The organism is Bacillus sp. TH19, assembly GCF_016651075.1.
GTDB lineage: Bacteria > Bacillota > Bacilli > Bacillales > Bacillaceae_G > Bacillus_A > Bacillus_A mycoides.
In genome coordinates, this window is sequence record NZ_JAEKEO010000007.1 from 329,900 (window position 1) to 349,081 (window position 19,182).

Below are 19,182 nucleotides of genomic sequence, written 5' to 3' on the forward strand. Positions count from 1 at the left end.
TCCAGCGGCTAGAATGGTCGGTGGCTTCGCGCCTTCCTGCGAGGCAAAAAGCGCCTCTACGTCAGGAGCTCCATCCCCCTCTCATTCTAAGCGAGCCGCTTCCGCCTTTAGGGTGTGATATCCAGTTCCGGCGACTAGCTCTTCGCATCTAAGAACCTTCCGCCCGAAAGGCAAAAAGCGCCTTTAGGACGAAAGAACCTTAGCTGGTCAGAGCTGAACGAGTCGCCTCCACTTTTAGATAGGCCTCACTAATTCAAATTGTTCTCCTAGTTTTGCGTAGTTGTGTCCTGCTAGGCGGCTTATTGGTTTTAGTTCTTCGGCGTGAATTCGGCCGTTTTCGTATAAGTGTTCAGCGACGTGAAAGCGGACGACGCGGCCGATTAGTAGGTCACAAGCTGGCGAGTCTTCGGTTCCGCCGAGTGGGATAGCGCGTTCTAATATGCACTCCATTCGAATGTTTGCTTCTTTAACCCCTGGTACTGAAATGACATCACTGTCAATCGGTGTTAGTTTTGCTAATTCGATTTCACTTTCATTAGGAGGTAGGTTCGCTGCTGTTTCGTTGATTGCTTCTACGTAAGATTCATCAGAAATATGTACGACAAATTCCCCTTTTTCTATTGCGTTTCTGGAAGTGTCTTTCGGTTTTCCTTCTTTGCGTTGTACTGAAACTGAGATAAGTGGTGGATTGGCAGCGACGATATTGAAATAACTATATGGCGCACCGTTCAATATGCCATCTTTAGTTACAGAAGTAACGAATGCAACAGGACGTGGAATGATACTTCCTGTTAGTAATTTGTAATTATCTTTTTCAGTTTGTTCGTTTGGATTAATGGATAACATGTTGTAATCCCCTTTCTAAATATGAATACTTATTGTTCCTTTACAAGATATCAATGGGAATCTCCTGCTGAAAATAATATTTTTTTGATGATGTAAAAAAAAGAGATTACCTCGATTGTACTGAAGTAATCTCTTTTTTGGTAAATATCTTGAAATAGAGATAAATATTAAAGTAAAACGTAAGCGCCAGGTCCAATTAAAGCTACACCGATAGCGACAGCGATTAACATTAAATTATATTCGAATCCGTTTTGTGTTACCCAGTAACCATTTTTTCCGTGAACTGTGAAAATTGCTACTAACATTGTTCCTACGATAAATAATGAACCAACTACAGTGAAAATACCTGCTGCGAATAAGAAACCACCTAATAGTTCAGTTGCGCCAGCCATAAATGCCATAAATACGCCAGGACGTAAGCCGATTGACTCCATCCAGCCGCCAGTTCCCTTTAAGCCGTAACCGCCGAACCAACCAAATAATTTTTGAGCACCATGACCCATGAATGTAATTCCTATAATAAGACGAATAATAAGAAGACCGATATCCATCATTTTAAAAAACCTCCTAAAAGTTATTAACTTACCTTATATAAGCAACAATAAAATAGTTACTTACTTTAGTCAAGTGTATTTCAACAAAAATTTGAAAGGAATTTTACAAATTAACAACAAAAAATAAAATGTAGTAAAGACCTCTAGACAAGTAAGTGAAAAAAAGAGAAAATATAAGTAGAAGTTAACTTCTCATTGTTATTCAGACAATCAGAATTGACTGGAATTTTGTGAAGCGCTACAATAAGAGTCTAGTAGTAATGACATGATTTATTTCGAAAGAGTTTTTACAGTATAACATTCGAAGTATGAAGTCTTACGTGTATTTCGATCTTGAATAGAGATTGCCCTATAAACTTTTAGGTAAATTATAAGGAGGACTATCCTATGTTTAAAAAATTATTCGGTTTTGGTTCAAAAACAAATGAAGAAACAATCGTAGCTCCATTAACTGGAGCAGTGAAAAATATTGAAGAAGTACCAGATCCAGTATTCGCTGGTCGTATGATGGGTGACGGTGTTGCGATCGATCCTACTGAAGGTGTAGTTGTATCTCCAGTTGATGGTGAAATCGTACAATTATTCCACACGAAACATGCTATTGGAATTAAAGCGAAAAACGGTACAGAAATTTTAATCCACGTTGGATTAGAAACTGTAAAAATGGAAGGTGAAGGTTTCGAAGCTCACGTTTCTGAAGGACAAGCTGTAAAAGCTGGAGATAAATTAATCTCATTCGACTTAGAATTAATTCGTGAAAAAGCGAAAAGCACAATTACTCCAATCGTTATTACAAACACAGATGCAGCTGAGTCTATTAAGACAACTGTAGGTGTAACAGCTACAAAAGGTTCAACAGAAGTAATGAAAGTTACAATGAAATAATTATTTGATAGAAGGAATCCGTTTCATATGAAATGGATTCCTTATTTTGTTTCGTAGTGTGTTCATTATGTATGGTAAAATACTTTGGGCACTTGGAAATAGGGTTTCATATATGTGGATAAGGCGCATTTTTCTTAGAAAAAATATAAGAGAAATGCGCCTTTCGTATGTTCACATTTCTTTTGTTCTATTCTAATGTACGCTATGATAAAGTGAAACTTTAATCAGTGGAGGGTGTTCATCCCCCGCTGATTATTAGCCTTCACCAATCGGGATAAATGTAGGAAACAGAAAAAAAGGGGTGGGTTTAGATGAAACGGGTGTTATTTGTTTGCACTGGAAATATATGCCGTAGTCCGATGGCTGAGGCTTTGCTTCGTCATTATGGAGAAGGTAAATTTGAAGTGCAATCTGCTGGTGTTTTCGCCTATCCTGGAAGCGATGTGTCGATACATGCAAAGGAAGCTTTAGCTGAAAAAGGAATTGTAATCGATCATGCCGCGCAGCAGGTAAACGATACTTTGGTTGATTGGGCGGATATTGTAGTAACAATGACGGAAAATCATAAGCAAATTGTACTTGGGTATTATCCGAGCGTGGAAAAGAAATTGGATACATTATATGGATTAACTAAGGGTATAAGTAAGGATATTTCAGATCCATTTGGCGGATCGCTTTCTATTTATAAAGAAACGTTAGAAGAGATGGAAAAACTTGTACAAACTTTACTGAAAAAGCATTCAGAAGGTTGATGTTTCGTGTATAATACGATATTGGAGATCACTTTGTTCCATTAAGGTAGCGAGTGTGAAATGAAGATAATTGATTGAAACTTCGGAGGGGTAAAAATGAAAGTAGTAGTAGCATCTGATCACGGCGGTATGAATATCCGTAAAGAACTTGTAAGTTTATTAGAAGAGTTAAATATTGAATATATTGATTTAGGTTGTGAATGTGAAGCTGGTTCTGTTGATTACCCTGATTTTGCGTTTCCAGCAGCAGAAATGGTCGCGAATGGTGAAGTGGATCGTGGTATTTTAGTTTGCGGGACAGGCATTGGTATGTCAATCGCAGCAAACAAAGTAAATGGTATTCGTTGTGCATTAGTTCATGATACTTTCAGTGCGAAAGCGACGAGAGAGCATAATGACACTAACATGTTAGCGATGGGCGAGCGTGTAATTGGAGCTGGTCTAGCGCGTGATATCGCGAAAATTTGGCTAACAACTGACTATGAAGGTGGCCGTCACGAAAACCGAGTAGGAAAAATTAAAACGTACGAAACAAAGTAATAGATTCTAACTATAAGTAGTATGAAATATAATTTGGTGAACCAACCTGTGAAAGGAAGAGGCGTAATGACAGAAATCGTAAAGGTAAGAGAACAGCTACAAATGTCGCTTTCTGATTTCCAAGAACAAGCCACGCTGCAAAGTGGTCAAATTTTTGTAGTGGGGTGTAGCACGAGCGAAGTGCTAGGTGAAAGAATTGGAACATCAGGAACGATGGAAGTGGCAGAGGCGATTTTTTCTGAGTTAAAACAATTTCAAGAGAGAACAGGTATTGAATTGGCGTTTCAATGTTGTGAGCATTTAAATCGTGCTTTAGTAGTTGAGAGAGATGTAGCGATGAAATATCAATTTGAAATTGTAACAGTTACGCCTGTTAGATCAGCAGGTGGTGCATTAGCGACGTATGCGTATCACAATTTTAAAGATCCGGTAGTAATTGAGTTTATTAAAGCAGATGCAGGAATGGATATCGGCGATACATTTATCGGTATGCATTTAAAGCATGTAGCTGTACCGGTTCGTACAAGTGTGAAGGAAATAGGAAGTGCGCATGTAACGATGGCGAAAACACGTGGGAAACTAATAGGTGGAGCACGTGCCGTTTATGCGGCAAATGAAGAAGCTATTCCTTGCCGTTAAACATGAAAAATTATAAAGTCTTATAACAGCTGTATATCGAAAGGTAAAAGGTATGTGGTCTGACTTTATAATAGAAGAAAGAAAAGACCAATTTTGGTCTTTTTTTTTCTTTTATGATATAGAAAGTCATGTTAGAATGTAGTTGAAAACATGAAGGTTCGAAAGAATTACAACCTGAATTTTCGTTTTTTCTGAATAAATGAGAAAAAACTATTGGGAATTGATGTAATTCGTTCAGAAAAGGGGGATTTTGGTGAATCATTTAAAACGTCAAGATGAAAAGGTATTTGCTGCAATTGAGGCAGAACTAGGAAGACAGCGTTCAAAGATCGAGTTAATTGCTTCGGAAAACTTCGTAAGTGAAGCAGTAATGGAGGCGCAAGGTTCTGTTCTAACGAATAAGTATGCTGAAGGATATCCTGGAAAACGTTACTATGGTGGTTGTGAACACGTAGACGTAGTAGAAGATATCGCACGTGATCGCGCGAAAGAAATTTTTGGCGCAGAGCATGTAAATGTTCAACCACATTCTGGTGCACAAGCGAACATGGCAGTATACTTCACGATTTTAGAGCAAGGCGATACAGTACTTGGCATGAATTTATCTCATGGTGGTCACTTAACACACGGAAGCCCTGTTAACTTCAGTGGAGTACAATATAATTTCGTAGAATATGGCGTGGATGCTGAATCTCACCGTATTAATTACGATGATGTATTAGCAAAAGCGAAAGAACATAAACCAAAATTAATCGTTGCAGGTGCAAGTGCATATCCTCGTGTTATCGATTTCAAACGATTCCGTGAGATTGCAGATGAAGTGGGTGCATACTTTATGGTTGATATGGCACATATCGCTGGTTTAGTAGCTGCTGGTTTACATCCAAACCCAGTACCACATGCACATTTCGTTACAACGACAACACATAAAACATTACGTGGTCCACGTGGTGGTATGATTTTATGTGAAGAGCAATTTGCAAAACAAATTGATAAATCAATCTTCCCTGGTATTCAAGGTGGCCCACTTATGCACGTAATTGCTGCAAAAGCTGTTGCATTTGGTGAGACACTACAAGATGAGTTTAAAACATATGCACAACATATCATTAATAATGCGAACCGCTTAGCTGAAGGCCTTCAAAAGGAAGGACTTACACTTGTTTCTGGTGGAACAGACAATCATTTAATCTTAATTGATGTTCGTAACTTAGAAATTACAGGTAAAGTAGCAGAGCACGTATTAGATGAAGTTGGTATTACAGTGAACAAAAATACAATTCCATTTGAAACAGCAAGCCCATTTGTAACAAGCGGCGTACGTATCGGTACAGCAGCTGTAACATCTCGTGGTTTCGGTTTAGAAGAAATGGATGAAATTGCGGCACTTATTGCTTATACATTAAAAAATCATGAGAATGAAGTTGCATTAGAAGAAGCAAGTAAGCGTGTAGAAGCGTTAACGAGCAAATTCTCAATGTATACAGATCTATAATAGATTGAAAAAGACTGCTGAAACGTAATTGTTTTGGCAGTCTTTTTTGTGGACATATATTATTTTTAAAGTATGTATACAAATGATGAATAAATTTTGGCGATATAATGAAGGATACAGCTCCCATAATTGGTAAAGATACTAGATAGATTCATCGCAAAATCATGATTTTGCCAAATTTGCCCTTGAATATTAGTAGCGTTTTCTTTACAATCGTAAATAGTGTAAAGAAGCGTGTAAACGCATGAATATCATCTAAAGGAGAGATTCACATGGGAAAACTGTATGTATTTGATCACCCGTTAATTCAACATAAGATTACATATATTCGCGATAAGAATACAGGTACGAAAGATTTTCGTGAATTAGTGGACGAAGTAGCAAGCTTAATGGCTTTCGAGATTACTCGTGACCTTCCACTTGAAGACATTGAAATTGAAACGCCTGTAAGCAAAGCGACAACAAAAGTGATTGCTGGTAAAAAACTTGGTTTAATTCCGATTTTACGTGCAGGTTTAGGAATGGTTGATGGAATTCTGAAATTAATTCCAGCAGCAAAAGTAGGACACGTTGGTTTATACCGTGACCCTAAAACATTGCAACCGGTAGAATACTATGTGAAACTTCCAACGGATGTAGAAGAGCGTGACTTTATCGTACTAGATCCGATGCTAGCAACAGGTGGTTCTGCGGCTGAAGCAATTAATTCTCTGAAAAAGCGCGGTGCAAAGCAAATTAAATTAATGTGTATCGTAGCTGCTCCAGAAGGAGTAAAAGTAGTGCAGGAAGAGCATCCTGATGTTGATATTTATGTAGCAGCATTAGATGAGAAGTTAAATGACCATGGTTATGTAGTTCCAGGTCTTGGTGATGCTGGTGACCGTTTATTCGGAACGAAGTAAGACAACAGACGAGAGGGGGATTCCCCTCTCGTTTTTTTTCGCCCTCAGCGCACGGGGGAGGGGGAGATAAATATACAGGGTATATACAACATAAGTTATATACACATCACATATAATATAGAAGTCTTACGTCTCGGGGACACTATATTATGGAAGGAAAGCGCTATATCTTAAAAATATAATAGTGACAAACTTGTGAACATTTTCTTCTATTATAAAGAGAAAACTGTTAGAAATTGCATATCTCTAACCAGTATTTAGAAGGGGAACGTTTTCATTTTTGGGAGGAAATGCCTAATACTCAAATTTTTTGATTTTTTACGATTTCTCGTTGACACTGTTAATACCCTATTGTATGCTAACAACGGGGATAGATGGTAGGGCTTTCAGTGACAAAAATGCATCTATTCCGTGACGAAAATGTAAACTTTTTATTTTGTATAGAATTTATGCAGAAAAATGAGTTATTATTAACACATCGTGAATGAGGGTTACATATTGGAGGGATGAATCCTTGCAAAAAAACGATCGCAGCCATATAAAAGCGTATGCTTTAATGTCAGGAATACTTGCTCAGTTAGTTGGTTCTATTCTTATCGGAATCTTTGGTGGGCAATGGATTGATAATAAGGTTGGAACGTTTCCGTTGTTTCTTATTATAGGGTTATTACTCGGGTTAGGAACAGGGGTATACGCAATGATTCGACTCATTCAACATTACTATTCGGGAGAGCAATGATGATAGACGTACATGGACTTGTCCAACGACAAAAGAAATATATGTACTACTTGCTTGCGCTTCTAGTGCTAGGATGGGGAATTACCTCTTACAAGGATGTATTTCTTGGGCTGATTATCGGAACGATTTTCAGTTTTCTTAGTTTGCGCATCATTGCACGTAGAACAGACAAGCTATTAGATCGCGTAACAAATGGAGAAAACGTGAAGTTTAAGGCGACAGCGGTAAGTACATATTCAAGATTCGCCACGATTGGGTTATTAATTTTATTTGCAGCCAAATATCAAGAGTTAATTGCGATGTGGGGCTTAGGTGTAGGATTGCTGACAGGATACCTTGTCATGATCATAGATTTTCTTTATTTAGAGTATACGAGCAGGGAAGAGAGGTGAATTACTAGTGGAACACGGTAAATTAGTTGAATTTCTAGGTTTAACGTTCGATTTGTCATCAGTTATGATGGTTACTGTAGCAGCAGTTATTGTTTTCTTAATCGCTGTTATCGGAACTCGCAGCTTAGCGCTTCGCCCAACCGGGATGCAAAATTTCATGGAATGGGTGTTTGACTTCGTGAAAGGGATTATCAATAGTACGATGGATTGGAAAACAGGTGGACGTTTCTTAACGCTTGGCGTTACGCTCATCATGTTTATCATCGTATCGAACTTCCTTGGTTTACCATTCATGTATTCAACAGTTGAGGCTGGCGAACATATTGCATGGTGGAGATCACCAACGTCTGATCCAGCAGTTGCATTAACATTAGCCGTGATGGTAGTTACCCTCACCCATTATTATGGAATTAAGATGAAGGGTACGAAAGAATATGTTAAAGGTTATTTCCAACCTATGAAATTCTTATTCCCATTAAAGGTTATTGAGGAGTTTGCTAACACATTAACGTTAGGTCTTCGTTTATTTGGTAACATTTACGCAGGTGAAATCTTATTAGGATTACTTGCTAAGTTAGGCGGGGCATCATTCTTAGGAGCATTAGGTGCACTTGTACCGATGTTAGCATGGATGGGATTCAGCGTATTCGTTGGTTCAATCCAGTCATTTATTTTCGTAATGTTAACGATGGTTTATATGGCTCATAAAGTAAGCCATGACCATTAATATAATTTAAGTAAGAAAAAATTTATTTTTTTATAATACAAAGGAGGACAAATTAAATGAGTTTAGGTGTAATCGCAGCTGCAATTGCAATTGGTTTATCAGCATTAGGTGCAGGTATTGGTAACGGTCTTATCGTATCACGTACAATCGAAGGTGTTGCTCGTCAACCAGAATTAAAAGGCGCACTTCAAACAATTATGTTCATCGGGGTTGCATTAGTTGAGGCACTTCCAATTATCGGTGTAGTTATTGCTTTCATCGTAATGAACAAATAAGGGAGACTCCCCTTACATAGATGGCGAAGAGTGTTTTTCCGAACTTTCTTCGCCATTGCTTTATGAACGAAACGTATGTCTTTTTTTTTCATATGATCAATTTAGATATTTTGAAGGGAGTGAATCCTTGTGCCAACTTTATTATTAGGGGCTTCCATTCCATTTGGAACGATTGCTTATACATTGTTCATTTTCTTACTTCTATTAGTAATGCTACGCAAATTCGCGTGGGGTCCTTTAATGGGAATTATGAAAGAACGTGAAGAGCATGTTACTAATGAAATCGACGCTGCAGAAAGAAGTAATGCTGAAGCGAAGAAATTAGTAGAAGAACAACGTGAAATGTTAAAACAATCGCGTGTTGAAGCACAAGAGTTAATCGAAAGAGCGAAGAAACAAGCTGTAGATCAAAAGGATGTTATTGTTGCTGCTGCGAAAGAAGAAGCAGAATCAATTAAAACATCTGCTGTACAAGAAATTCAACGCGAAAAAGAGCAAGCGATTGCTGCTTTACAAGAACAAGTTGCTTCTTTATCTGTTCATATTGCTTCTAAAGTAATTGAAAAAGAATTAAAAGAAGAAGATCAAGTGAAGTTAATTCGCGATTATATTAAAGAAGTAGGAGAAGCGCGATGAGCAATGGGATTGTAGCAAAACGTTATGCTGTCGCTCTTTTCAAAATTGCAAAAGAAAAACACGTATTAGAAATGTTTGAAGAGGAATTACGCCTTGTACAAAACGTTTTTACAAAGAACGGAGAACTACATAGCTTTTTAACGCAACCGAACATTTCAAAAGAGCAGAAGAAAACGTTTCTTGCAAACGTATTCGCATCTGTTTCTGAATCTATTTTAAATACGTTATATATTTTAATTGATAACAAGCGTATTGATATCCTACCTGAAATTGCAAATGAATATGTTGTTCTTGCTAATGAAGAACGTAACGTAGCGGATGCAACTGTATATTCTATTCGTCTTCTATCGGAAGAAGAAAAACTTAACATTGCAGAAGCATTTGCAAAAAAAACAGGAAAAGATGCAATTCGCGTGAAAAATGTTGTGGATGAAGATTTACTAGGCGGCATTAAAGTACGTATTGGAAATCGCATTTACGACGGAAGCTTACAAGGAAAATTAGCACGTATTCAGCGTGAATTAATGAAGAATAGATAGGGGTGAAGCACATGAGCATCAGAGCTGAAGAAATTAGCGCACTGATAAAGCAACAAATCGAGAACTATCAGTCTGAAATCGAAGTTAGTGATGTTGGTACAGTTATCCAAGTCGGTGACGGTATTGCGCGTGCTCATGGTCTTGATAACGTTATGGCTGGTGAACTTGTAGAGTTCTCTAATGGCGTTATGGGACTAGCACAAAACTTAGAGGAAAACAACGTAGGTATCATTATTTTAGGACCTTACACAGAAATCCGTGAAGGTGACGAAGTTCGTCGTACTGGTCGCATCATGCAAGTACCAGTAGGAAAAGAACTAATCGGTCGTGTTGTAAACCCATTAGGTCAACCAGTTGATGGTTTAGGCCCAATCAATACAACAAACACTCGTCCAATCGAAAGTCCAGCACCAGGTGTAATGGATCGTAAATCTGTTCATGAGCCACTTCAAACAGGTATTAAAGCGATCGATGCTCTTGTACCAATTGGCCGTGGTCAACGTGAGTTAATCATCGGTGACCGCCAAACAGGTAAAACAGCAGTTGCACTTGATACGATCATTAACCAAAAAGATGAAGATATGATTTGTATCTATGTAGCTATCGGACAAAAAGAATCAACAGTACGTAACGTAGTAGAAACACTACGTAAGCACGGTGCATTAGATTACACAATCGTTGTAACTGCATCAGCTTCTCAACCAGCTCCATTATTATACCTAGCTCCTTACGCTGGTGTAACAATGGGTGAAGAGTTCATGTACAATGGTAAACACGTATTAGTAGTATATGATGACTTATCAAAACAAGCAGCGGCTTACCGTGAGCTTTCATTACTATTACGTCGTCCTCCAGGTCGTGAAGCATATCCAGGGGATGTATTCTACTTACATTCTCGCTTATTAGAGCGTGCAGCAAAATTAAGTGATGCAAGAGGCGGCGGTTCTTTAACTGCACTACCTTTCATCGAAACACAAGCAGGGGACGTATCAGCTTACATCCCAACAAACGTAATTTCTATTACGGATGGACAAATCTTCTTACAATCTGACCTATTCTTCTCTGGCGTACGTCCAGCAATCGATGCGGGTACTTCTGTATCTCGTGTAGGTGGATCAGCTCAGATTAAAGCGATGAGTAAAGTATCAGGTACACTTCGTCTTGACCTTGCATCTTATCGTGAGTTAGAAGCGTTCGCTCAGTTCGGTTCTGACCTTGATAAAGCAACACAAGCGAAATTAAACCGTGGTGCTCGTACAGTTGAGGTATTAAAACAAGGATTACACAAACCGTTACGTGTAGAGAAACAAGTTATCATTCTTTACGCTTTAACACGTGGATTCCTAGATGATATCCCAGTAGTAGATATCACTCGTTTCGAAGAAGAATTCCATGCTTGGTTAGATTCAAATGCAACTGACTTATTAAGCGAAATTCGCACAACTAAGAAACTTGCGGATGACGACAAATTTGCAGCAGCAATTAACGGATTTAAAAAAGTATTCGTAGCTTCTGAATAATAAATAAAAGCGGAAGCGGCTCGTTCTGAATGTGAGGGGGATGGAGCTTCTGACGAAGAGGCGGTTTTTGCCTCGTAGGAAGAAGTGAAGCCACCGAGCATTCAAGCCGCTGGAGCTAGATAATATAAAGGCATCTCAATCTTTGAGATTGCTGACGGTTATGTAAAGGAAAAGAGTAGGTGCACCTATTCTTTTCCTTCAATCATGAGCAAGAATATCTTGCAACGTAGATTAGGAAGAGGATTCTTACTAATCGTGCCAACTTCCGGAAAAAAGGTGGTGAAAACCTGTGGCATCTTTACGCGATATAAAAGCGAAGATTAACTCGACAAAGAAAACGAGTCAAATTACGAAAGCGATGGAGATGGTATCTGCATCTAAGTTAAACCGTGCAGAACAAAATGCTAAATCTTTCGTTCCGTATATGGAAAAGATTCAAGAAGTAGTAGCGAGCATTGCGCAAGGAAGTAAAGGGATTAATCATCCAATGCTAAATGCGCGTCCTGTAAAGCGTACAGGGTACATCGTTATTACATCTGATCGCGGACTAGCAGGTGGTTATAACAGTAACGTATTACGTACAGTAAGTAACGTAATTCGTGAACGTCATAATATGGATTCAAACCAATATTCAATTATTGTGCTTGGACGACTAGGACGTGATTATTTAAAACGTCGCGGCTTTAACATCATTGATGAAGTAGTTGGATTATCTGACCACCCGTCATTTACTGATATTAAAGATATTGCTTCTCGAGCAATTGCGATGTTCGCAGATGGTGCTTATGATGAGCTGTATATTTACTACAATCATTATGTAAGTAAAATTTCACAAGAAGTAACGGAAAATAAAATTTTACCGCTTACGGATGTGGCGTCTGATAAACCGACGACAGCTTATGAATTCGAACCTTCTGAAGAAGAAATTTTAAAAGTATTATTGCCACAATACGCAGAAAGCTTAGTGTACGGTGCATTACTAGACGGTAAAGCAAGTGAGCACGCGGCGCGTATGACAGCAATGAAGAGTGCTACAGACAACGCAATGGAAGTTATCGATTCACTTACACTTTCATTCAACCGTGCGCGTCAAGCAGCGATTACGCAAGAAATTACGGAAATCGTTGGTGGAGTAGCAGCGTTAGAATAGTATTAAAAAGCGTAGGTGGCTTGCTCAGAAGGGGTGAAATGACCGACCCTTCTAGCCACCGGAACTAGATTCAATAAAAAGCGGAAGCGGTTCGTCCAGAACAGGAGAGTCGCGTAAGCTATAAACTAATAAAAATTAAAAGCCGACTTCTCTTAGAAAGCTGGCTAATTAAAAGAAAGCTAGGAGGGAACCCGATGAATAAAGGGCGCGTTACGCAAATCATGGGTCCGGTTGTAGACGTTAAGTTTGATGGCGGAAAGCTACCAGAAATCTACAACGCCCTTACGGTAAAACAAAGCAACGAAAACGGAGCAAGCATTAACTTAACATTTGAAGTTGCACTTCATTTAGGTGATGACACAGTTCGTACAGTTGCAATGTCTTCCACAGATGGACTTGTTCGTGGCACAGAAGTAGAAGATACTGGTAAAGCAATCTCTGTACCAGTTGGTGATGTAACACTTGGTCGTGTATTTAACGTATTAGGTGATGCAATTGACTTAGATGGTGATGTTCCTGCGGATGTACGTCGTGATCCAATTCACCGTCAAGCGCCTGCATTCGAAGAGTTATCTACTAAAGTAGAAATTCTTGAAACTGGTATTAAAGTAGTAGACTTACTTGCTCCTTACATTAAGGGTGGTAAGATCGGTCTATTCGGTGGTGCCGGTGTAGGTAAAACAGTATTAATTCAGGAATTAATTAACAACATCGCACAAGAGCACGGTGGTATCTCTGTATTCGCTGGTGTAGGTGAGCGTACTCGTGAAGGTAACGACTTATACCACGAAATGAGCGATTCTGGCGTAATTAAGAAAACTGCGATGGTATTCGGACAAATGAACGAGCCACCTGGAGCGCGTCAACGTGTTGCATTAACAGGTTTAACAATGGCTGAACATTTCCGTGATGAGCAAGGACAAGACGTACTATTGTTCATCGATAACATCTTCCGTTTCACGCAAGCGGGTTCTGAAGTATCTGCCCTTCTTGGTCGTATGCCATCTGCGGTAGGTTACCAGCCAACACTTGCAACAGAAATGGGTCAATTACAAGAGCGTATTACATCTACAAATAAAGGATCTATCACGTCTATCCAAGCGGTATACGTACCAGCCGATGACTATACGGATCCAGCACCAGCTACAACGTTCGCTCACTTAGATGCAACAACAAACTTAGAGCGTCGTTTAACACAAATGGGTATTTACCCAGCCGTAGATCCATTAGCATCTACATCTCGTGCGCTTTCTCCAGAAATCGTAGGAGAAGAGCATTATGGAGTAGCTCGTCAAGTACAGCAAACTTTACAGCGTTATAAAGAGCTTCAAGATATCATCGCTATCTTAGGTATGGATGAGTTATCTGAAGAAGATAAGTTAGTTGTACATCGTGCTCGTCGTATTCAATTCTTCTTATCACAAAACTTCCACGTAGCTGAACAGTTTACAGGTCAAAAAGGTTCTTACGTACCTGTAAAAAATACAGTTAGTGGTTTCAAAGAAATTCTAGAAGGAAAATATGATGACCTTCCAGAAGATGCGTTCCGTCTTGTTGGTAGCATTGAAGAAGTTATTGAAAACGCGAAGAAAATGATGGCGTAAGGCCTTAGGAGGGACGAATTATGAAGACATTTCCAGTCAGTATTGTAACTCCTGATGGACCGGTTTACGAAAAAGAAGTAGAAATGGTAAGCGTAAAAGCAGAGAGTGGGGAAATGGGGATCTTACCAGGTCACATTCCAACTGTTGCACCTTTAAAAATTAGTGCGGTTCGTCTGAAAAATGGTGGGCACACTGATTATGTAGCAGTAAGCGGTGGCTTTATCGAAGTTCGTCCAGATAAAGTAACTGTGTTATCATCATCTGCTGAAGAAGCAAACCATATCGATATCCATCGTGCAAATGAATCGAAACGTCGCGCTGAGCAACGTATGCAAGATAAACAAGCGCATGTTGACTTTAGACGTGCAGAAATGGCTTTGCAGCGTGCTGTGAACCGTTTAAACGTTTCAGATATGAAGTAAAAAAATCCGTAAGGGCTCTTGCCTTTACGGATTTTTTGTTATGGATATAAATAAAAAGGGGAAAAAAATGCCTCTCTTTAGGTAGGAGAGAGCATTTAGCCGTCAGAGCCTTTTTTGCCCGATGCCAAGTGAAAATCAAGAAATAAAAAGAACTGCAGGTTCGTTTTTTGTTATGCATAGATGTGTTTTATTTAAATGTCGAAACTGAAACTCAATTTAATAGATAGAATAAACTGACAAAATTGGTATAATTATATTGTTGTTTGTATAAGTAGAAAATATATAACAATTTATATTTCATAAAGTAGATGAACAAATGATCGGTGAAATGAAACGAGAAGCATTGTACTCTTTAAAGGGAAAATGGGGACTAGGTGTTGGATCAACGATTTTACATATTATTTTAAGTTATGTTGTTTCAATGGCTGCAATGCTTATACTTTTAATTCCAGGAATTATTATATTTTTCTTAGTTGTTGGTTTAGCGGGTTCAATTGAAGAGGAAGCGATATCAGTCGGGGCAGGTATTACATTTGGAATTTTTTATTGCATAATGATCATTTTGAGTAATGCATCTTATGGTATTACATCATACGGTTATACGAATGTGTTGCTACAAATTAGTAAACGAGAAGATGCTAGAGTAGATTATTTATTTGAAGGATTTCGTGGCTTTAAAAGAGTGATGAAAACAATGTGGGCTATGCTTGCGATTTTGTTATATACAGGTACGTGGATTCCGATGTTGTTACTAGGTGTATTCGCGTTTTTTGGTGAGGAAGGGAATGTATCGTTAACAATTGCTTTCTTTGTACTATTAGCTATTTCGATTGTTGTAATGATTGTGATGTATTTTTCTTATGCGATGACGTATTATGTTATGGTTGAAAATCCAGATTATAGCGTTTCACAGGCGATGAAAGAAAGTAAGAACTTTATGAAGGGGCATAAACTAGATTTATTTCTTTTATGGCTTAACTTCATAGGATGGGCTATTTTAGCAATTCTTACTCTTGGAATAGGATTTCTTTGGCTTAGTCCATATGTAGGTACAACGACAGCACATTTTTATCGCTATATTGCAAAAGGTGAATTGCAGTAGGAACATGCTATACTAATAGAATTATTACGTATTGGAGGCTAATTATGATTAGTGATTTAAAAGGAGAAGCACTAGATTCACTAGAAGGAAAATGGGGCTTAGCTGTTGGGGCAACATTACTTATTTCGATTCTTATTTCAGCTTTTAGTTTTAGTGTTGATTTCATTTTCTCTCAGGTTTGGGATTGGAAAGAAGTAGATAACTCACTTTCAGTAGATGTTATTACAATATTGATGGTAGGTCCATTAACGCTAGGTGGTTATTGTTTAGCACTATATATAATTCGTGAAAAAGAAGCGCGTATTGGGCATATATTCAGATGGTTTACGGAAGGAAGTAAGTTTATAAAGTCATTTTTATTATATATAGTAGTAAACATTTATATTTTCTTATGGTGCTTACTATTTATTATTCCGGGCATTATTAAATCATTTTCTTATGCGATGACGTATTTTATTATAAATGATCATCCTGAGTATTCAATAAATCAAGCTATTACAGAAAGTCGTCGTATGATGGCTGGACATAAGATGGAGTATTTCATTTTATGTTTAAGTTTTATTGGTTGGTTTATATTAAGTTGTATTACATTAGGGATTGGATTTTTATGGTTGATTCCATATTTTTATACAACGACAGCAGCTTTTTACGAAGAGATTGCAGAAGAATATTACGAAAAAAGAATTCCGACACTTTAAAAAACACCCAGTGTGAACTATTGGTTCATACTGGGTGTTTTTTGTAGGAATTTTATAAACTGTTTACTTGTTAGAGGTTTACTGAAATAGTAACCTTGCATGTATTTACAGTTGTTTTTTTGCAGAAACTTAAGCTGCTTTTCTGTTTCAATTCCTTCAGCAACGACAGAGAGATTTAAAGTATTTGCAAGGGAAAGGATAGTGGAAACGATGGCTCTTTCTTCAGGCCGATGATCGGCTAGTTGTGTAAATTCTTTTGGTACTTTTAATGTATCGATAGGGAAAATTGATAAATAAGCAAGAGAAGAGTAGCCGGTACCGAAGTCATCAATGGACGTTTGAATACCATATTCTTTTAATTGCTTTAGTCTCGATAATGTTTCTTTTTCATCAATCATCGCAATTCGTTCTGTTAGTTCAAGTGTTACATCTTTCGGGTCAATTTTAACGTCCTTTAGTATTTGTGAAATATTTTCGATTAATTGATTTTGTTGAAATTCTTTCGCTGATAAATTGACACTCATTTTTAAGTTTGTGTATCCAAAACTTTGCCATATTTTTAGTTGACGACAAGACTCTCGTAGCACCCAATGCCCAAGTGGGATGACCTGCGGAGTCTCTTCCACAATTGGAATGAACTCACATGGTGAAATGTCACCTAATAGTGGATGTTTCCAACGGATTAAAGCTTCGGCACCGATGATTTTATTCGTTGTAATGTCAACTTGTGGTTGATAGACGAGAAAGAATTCTTTATTTACTAAAGCAAGTGGTAAATCTTTTTCAATTCTAGCTTTTCGCTCCATTTTTTTATATAACTCTTTCGTATAAAGTGAGCTACCATTCTTTCCTTTATTTTTGGTTTCGTACATGGCCATATCAGCATGTTGTAAAATAGATAACGGATCTTCGCCTGCTTCTGGGTATATTGCAATCCCGATACTTGGCGAGATTTGTAAATGTTGATTTTCAATTTCGAATGGCTCATTCATAGATAGTACAATCATATCAGCTATTTTTTGTACAGCTCTATCTTCTTTATAATCTTCTATAAGAATTGTGAACTCATCCCCAGCTAACCGAGCAAGTTTCATATTTGACGTCGATATTCGTTCTAGTCTTTTTGCTACAGCAATTAAAAGAAGATCTCCTACCCGGTGACCGAGAGTATCGTTAATAACTTTAAAACGGTCTAAATCGAGAAACATAACAGCAAAAGGTCTTTTTGATATTTTTGCTCGTGCAATTGCCTTTTCTAACTGTTGATGAAATGAACGGCGATTCGCAAGTTCCGTTAAAGTATCGTGATATGCTAGGAAATTAATTTGCTCTTGTTGCTGCTTGCTTTCTGTAATATCTTTAATCATTAAATAGGCCCCAGAAATATGTTCCTTTAAAAAGATGGGAACAGCTGTAACATGTAAGTAGTAAATATCTCTATTTTTATGATATGCCCGTATTTCTAAAGAAATAGATTTCCCTTTTTTCACGTGATGAAAGGCAGTAATGATTTCTTCTAAATCTTCTTCATACATAAGTGAATAGTATGGTTGGTTTAATAATTCATTCGTTTGATAACCGAGTAAAGTAGTTCCAGCGTTGTTCACATTGAGAAAATTACCGTACAAATCTAATGTGAAAATTGGATCTGGATGATGCTCGTATAAAGATTTAAACATTTGTTGGTTATGATATAACTCATTTTTTTGTTCTACTAAATCTTCTGTACGTAGTTCGATTTGTTTCTCGAGTTCTAAGCTGAATTGCATTTGTGCTAGCAATAATATTTTATTTTGTCTTCGAACTAACGTATGGCGTATGAGAACGAAGGCGAAAGTTACCATAAGTCCAATTACTACGATAGGTGCAAAAACATTTTCGACCAATATAAAAACAATAAGCATCACGACAGAAATATACGGTAATGATAATCGGATTGATTCACCAAATTGAGGTGTTAGTAATATTTGTTCTTGTTTTTCGGGCTCTTTTGTGTGAAGTATACAAGCGATTGCTACCAATAATAAGGTTACTTGATAGAATGGAGCAACTGTGAACATAGAGTGCTCAGGCTGGAAGTATTTTATATAAGCATAAATAGAATCCGTAGTAGCATACAAAATTAAAGCACTGCCAAGAAGAGCACCAACTTGCTTTGGTAGTAAGGATAATGGTCTGAATAAAAGGTTGATTCCTATTAAAAGAAAGAGTAGATCAGCCATTGGATACGTGAGTTGAACAAACATGTCGATATATGATGTTGTAAAAATATGAATGGTTCTTTCAATAAGTAAATAGTAGCTTAAAGTAAATTGAGCAGTAACAATAATACAAATATCACATATCGTAAAAAGCTGTTCCAATAAATCTCGGCCATAAATAATTTCATATAGAAAGGCAAATGCAAAGCTAATTAAAAATAATAAGTAAAAAAAGTCTGATGGATCAACGAATGTATAGTAGTCATGCAGAATTAAGCGTTGATAAGCAACTACTATATCGCCGATGAAATAAGAGAAGGATCCGATAGTTAATGTTATCCAAAACAAATGAGATAACCCTTGTTTTATATTTGAAAAATAAAATATATAACTGCAAATTGTAATATCAATTAATATGGTACTTATTCCAGTTAATATTTGAAATGGGAGTGCGTACTCATATAAAACGGACATTGATACGTAATGAATAGCTATATACAACAATGAAATGCTTATAAGAATACTTACATGTGTTTGTTTTTTCATTTATATCACCCACTGTAT

At 37.5% G+C, this 19,182-nt stretch carries 22 protein-coding genes; 19 read left to right on the forward strand and 3 right to left on the reverse strand.

Annotation, left to right across the window (positions count from 1 at the left end):
* Positions 1–234: 234 nt before the first annotated feature.
* Positions 235–846 (reverse strand): flavin reductase family protein, encoded by a 612-nt coding sequence (locus JFU54_RS05340; RefSeq protein ID WP_088031720.1) that lies wholly within the window; start codon positions 844–846, stop codon positions 235–237.
* A 167-nt stretch (positions 847–1,013) separates the two neighbouring features.
* Positions 1,014–1,400: a DoxX family protein gene (locus JFU54_RS05345; RefSeq protein ID WP_002068579.1), complete on the reverse strand. Its 387-nt coding sequence runs from the start codon at positions 1,398–1,400 to the stop codon at positions 1,014–1,016.
* 387 nt (positions 1,401–1,787) lie between these two features.
* Between JFU54_RS05345 and JFU54_RS05350 the strand changes: the two genes are divergently transcribed.
* The 19 genes from JFU54_RS05350 to JFU54_RS05440 all read left to right on the forward strand — a co-directional run bounded on the left by JFU54_RS05350 (position 1,788) and on the right by JFU54_RS05440 (position 16,417).
* Positions 1,788–2,285, forward strand: coding sequence for a PTS sugar transporter subunit IIA (locus JFU54_RS05350; protein WP_002016294.1), 498 nt, complete (start codon positions 1,788–1,790; stop codon positions 2,283–2,285).
* Between the two features lie 311 nt (positions 2,286–2,596).
* Entirely contained in the window at positions 2,597–3,037 is a 441-nt protein-coding gene (locus tag JFU54_RS05355) for a low molecular weight protein arginine phosphatase (RefSeq protein ID WP_201063861.1), read from the forward strand.
* 96 nt (positions 3,038–3,133) lie between these two features.
* The gene (gene rpiB, locus JFU54_RS05360; protein ID WP_000869917.1) at positions 3,134–3,577 is read left to right on the forward strand and encodes a ribose 5-phosphate isomerase B; all 444 of its coding nucleotides are present in this window, start codon (positions 3,134–3,136) and stop codon (positions 3,575–3,577) included.
* Positions 3,578–3,643: 66 nt separating this feature from the next.
* The gene (locus JFU54_RS05365) at positions 3,644–4,216 is read left to right on the forward strand and encodes a TIGR01440 family protein (protein WP_002130064.1); all 573 of its coding nucleotides are present in this window, start codon (positions 3,644–3,646) and stop codon (positions 4,214–4,216) included.
* Positions 4,217–4,469: 253 nt separating this feature from the next.
* Positions 4,470–5,711 carry a serine hydroxymethyltransferase gene (gene glyA / locus JFU54_RS05370; RefSeq protein ID WP_002143868.1) on the forward strand — a complete coding sequence of 414 codons (1,242 nt, stop codon included), beginning with the start codon at positions 4,470–4,472 and terminating at the stop codon, positions 5,709–5,711.
* Positions 5,712–5,983: 272 nt separating this feature from the next.
* Positions 5,984–6,613 carry a uracil phosphoribosyltransferase gene (gene upp, locus JFU54_RS05375; RefSeq protein WP_000517533.1) on the forward strand — a complete coding sequence of 210 codons (630 nt, stop codon included), beginning with the start codon at positions 5,984–5,986 and terminating at the stop codon, positions 6,611–6,613.
* Positions 6,614–6,987: 374 nt separating this feature from the next.
* Complete coding sequence (locus JFU54_RS05380; protein ID WP_000232963.1) at positions 6,988–7,101, forward strand: DUF4024 domain-containing protein; 114 nt, start codon at positions 6,988–6,990, stop codon at positions 7,099–7,101.
* A 26-nt stretch (positions 7,102–7,127) separates the two neighbouring features.
* Complete coding sequence (locus tag JFU54_RS05385) at positions 7,128–7,352, forward strand: AtpZ/AtpI family protein (protein WP_002089742.1); 225 nt, start codon at positions 7,128–7,130, stop codon at positions 7,350–7,352.
* The gene (locus JFU54_RS05390) at positions 7,352–7,744 is read left to right on the forward strand and encodes an ATP synthase subunit I (protein WP_002016288.1); all 393 of its coding nucleotides are present in this window, start codon (positions 7,352–7,354) and stop codon (positions 7,742–7,744) included. Before JFU54_RS05385 ends, JFU54_RS05390 begins: the two co-directional genes overlap by 1 nt.
* A gap of 7 nt (positions 7,745–7,751) precedes the next feature.
* Entirely contained in the window at positions 7,752–8,471 is a 720-nt protein-coding gene (gene atpB / locus JFU54_RS05395; protein ID WP_000399874.1) for a F0F1 ATP synthase subunit A, read from the forward strand.
* Positions 8,472–8,527: 56 nt separating this feature from the next.
* Complete coding sequence (atpE, locus tag JFU54_RS05400) at positions 8,528–8,746, forward strand: F0F1 ATP synthase subunit C (protein WP_000052064.1); 219 nt, start codon at positions 8,528–8,530, stop codon at positions 8,744–8,746.
* 129 nt (positions 8,747–8,875) lie between these two features.
* Positions 8,876–9,382 (forward strand): F0F1 ATP synthase subunit B, encoded by a 507-nt coding sequence (atpF, locus tag JFU54_RS05405; RefSeq protein ID WP_002016287.1) that lies wholly within the window; start codon positions 8,876–8,878, stop codon positions 9,380–9,382.
* A complete protein-coding gene (gene atpH / locus JFU54_RS05410) occupies positions 9,379–9,921 on the forward strand; it encodes a F0F1 ATP synthase subunit delta (RefSeq protein ID WP_002130060.1) in 543 nt (180 codons plus the stop codon). The genes atpF and atpH overlap by 4 nt, the downstream gene beginning before the upstream one ends.
* Positions 9,922–9,932: 11 nt before the next feature.
* Positions 9,933–11,441, forward strand: a complete 1,509-nt coding sequence (gene atpA, locus JFU54_RS05415) for a F0F1 ATP synthase subunit alpha (protein ID WP_002016284.1) — start codon at positions 9,933–9,935, stop codon at positions 11,439–11,441.
* Between the two features lie 289 nt (positions 11,442–11,730).
* Positions 11,731–12,591: a F0F1 ATP synthase subunit gamma gene (atpG, locus tag JFU54_RS05420; protein WP_002016283.1), complete on the forward strand. Its 861-nt coding sequence runs from the start codon at positions 11,731–11,733 to the stop codon at positions 12,589–12,591.
* Between the two features lie 194 nt (positions 12,592–12,785).
* On the forward strand, positions 12,786–14,195 hold the full coding sequence (gene atpD / locus JFU54_RS05425; RefSeq protein WP_002016281.1) for a F0F1 ATP synthase subunit beta: 1,410 nt from the start codon (positions 12,786–12,788) through the stop codon (positions 14,193–14,195).
* A gap of 20 nt (positions 14,196–14,215) precedes the next feature.
* Positions 14,216–14,617: a F0F1 ATP synthase subunit epsilon gene (gene atpC, locus JFU54_RS05430; protein WP_002016279.1), complete on the forward strand. Its 402-nt coding sequence runs from the start codon at positions 14,216–14,218 to the stop codon at positions 14,615–14,617.
* Between the two features lie 316 nt (positions 14,618–14,933).
* Positions 14,934–15,719 (forward strand): DUF975 family protein, encoded by a 786-nt coding sequence (locus tag JFU54_RS05435; protein WP_201063863.1) that lies wholly within the window; start codon positions 14,934–14,936, stop codon positions 15,717–15,719.
* Positions 15,720–15,763: 44 nt separating this feature from the next.
* Positions 15,764–16,417 carry a DUF975 family protein gene (locus JFU54_RS05440; protein ID WP_002016276.1) on the forward strand — a complete coding sequence of 218 codons (654 nt, stop codon included), beginning with the start codon at positions 15,764–15,766 and terminating at the stop codon, positions 16,415–16,417.
* A 17-nt stretch (positions 16,418–16,434) separates the two neighbouring features.
* Here JFU54_RS05440 and JFU54_RS05445 read toward each other — a convergent pair whose 3' ends face one another.
* The gene (locus tag JFU54_RS05445; RefSeq protein WP_201063865.1) at positions 16,435–19,164 is read right to left on the reverse strand and encodes a putative bifunctional diguanylate cyclase/phosphodiesterase; all 2,730 of its coding nucleotides are present in this window, start codon (positions 19,162–19,164) and stop codon (positions 16,435–16,437) included.
* Positions 19,165–19,182: the final 18 nt, after the last annotated feature.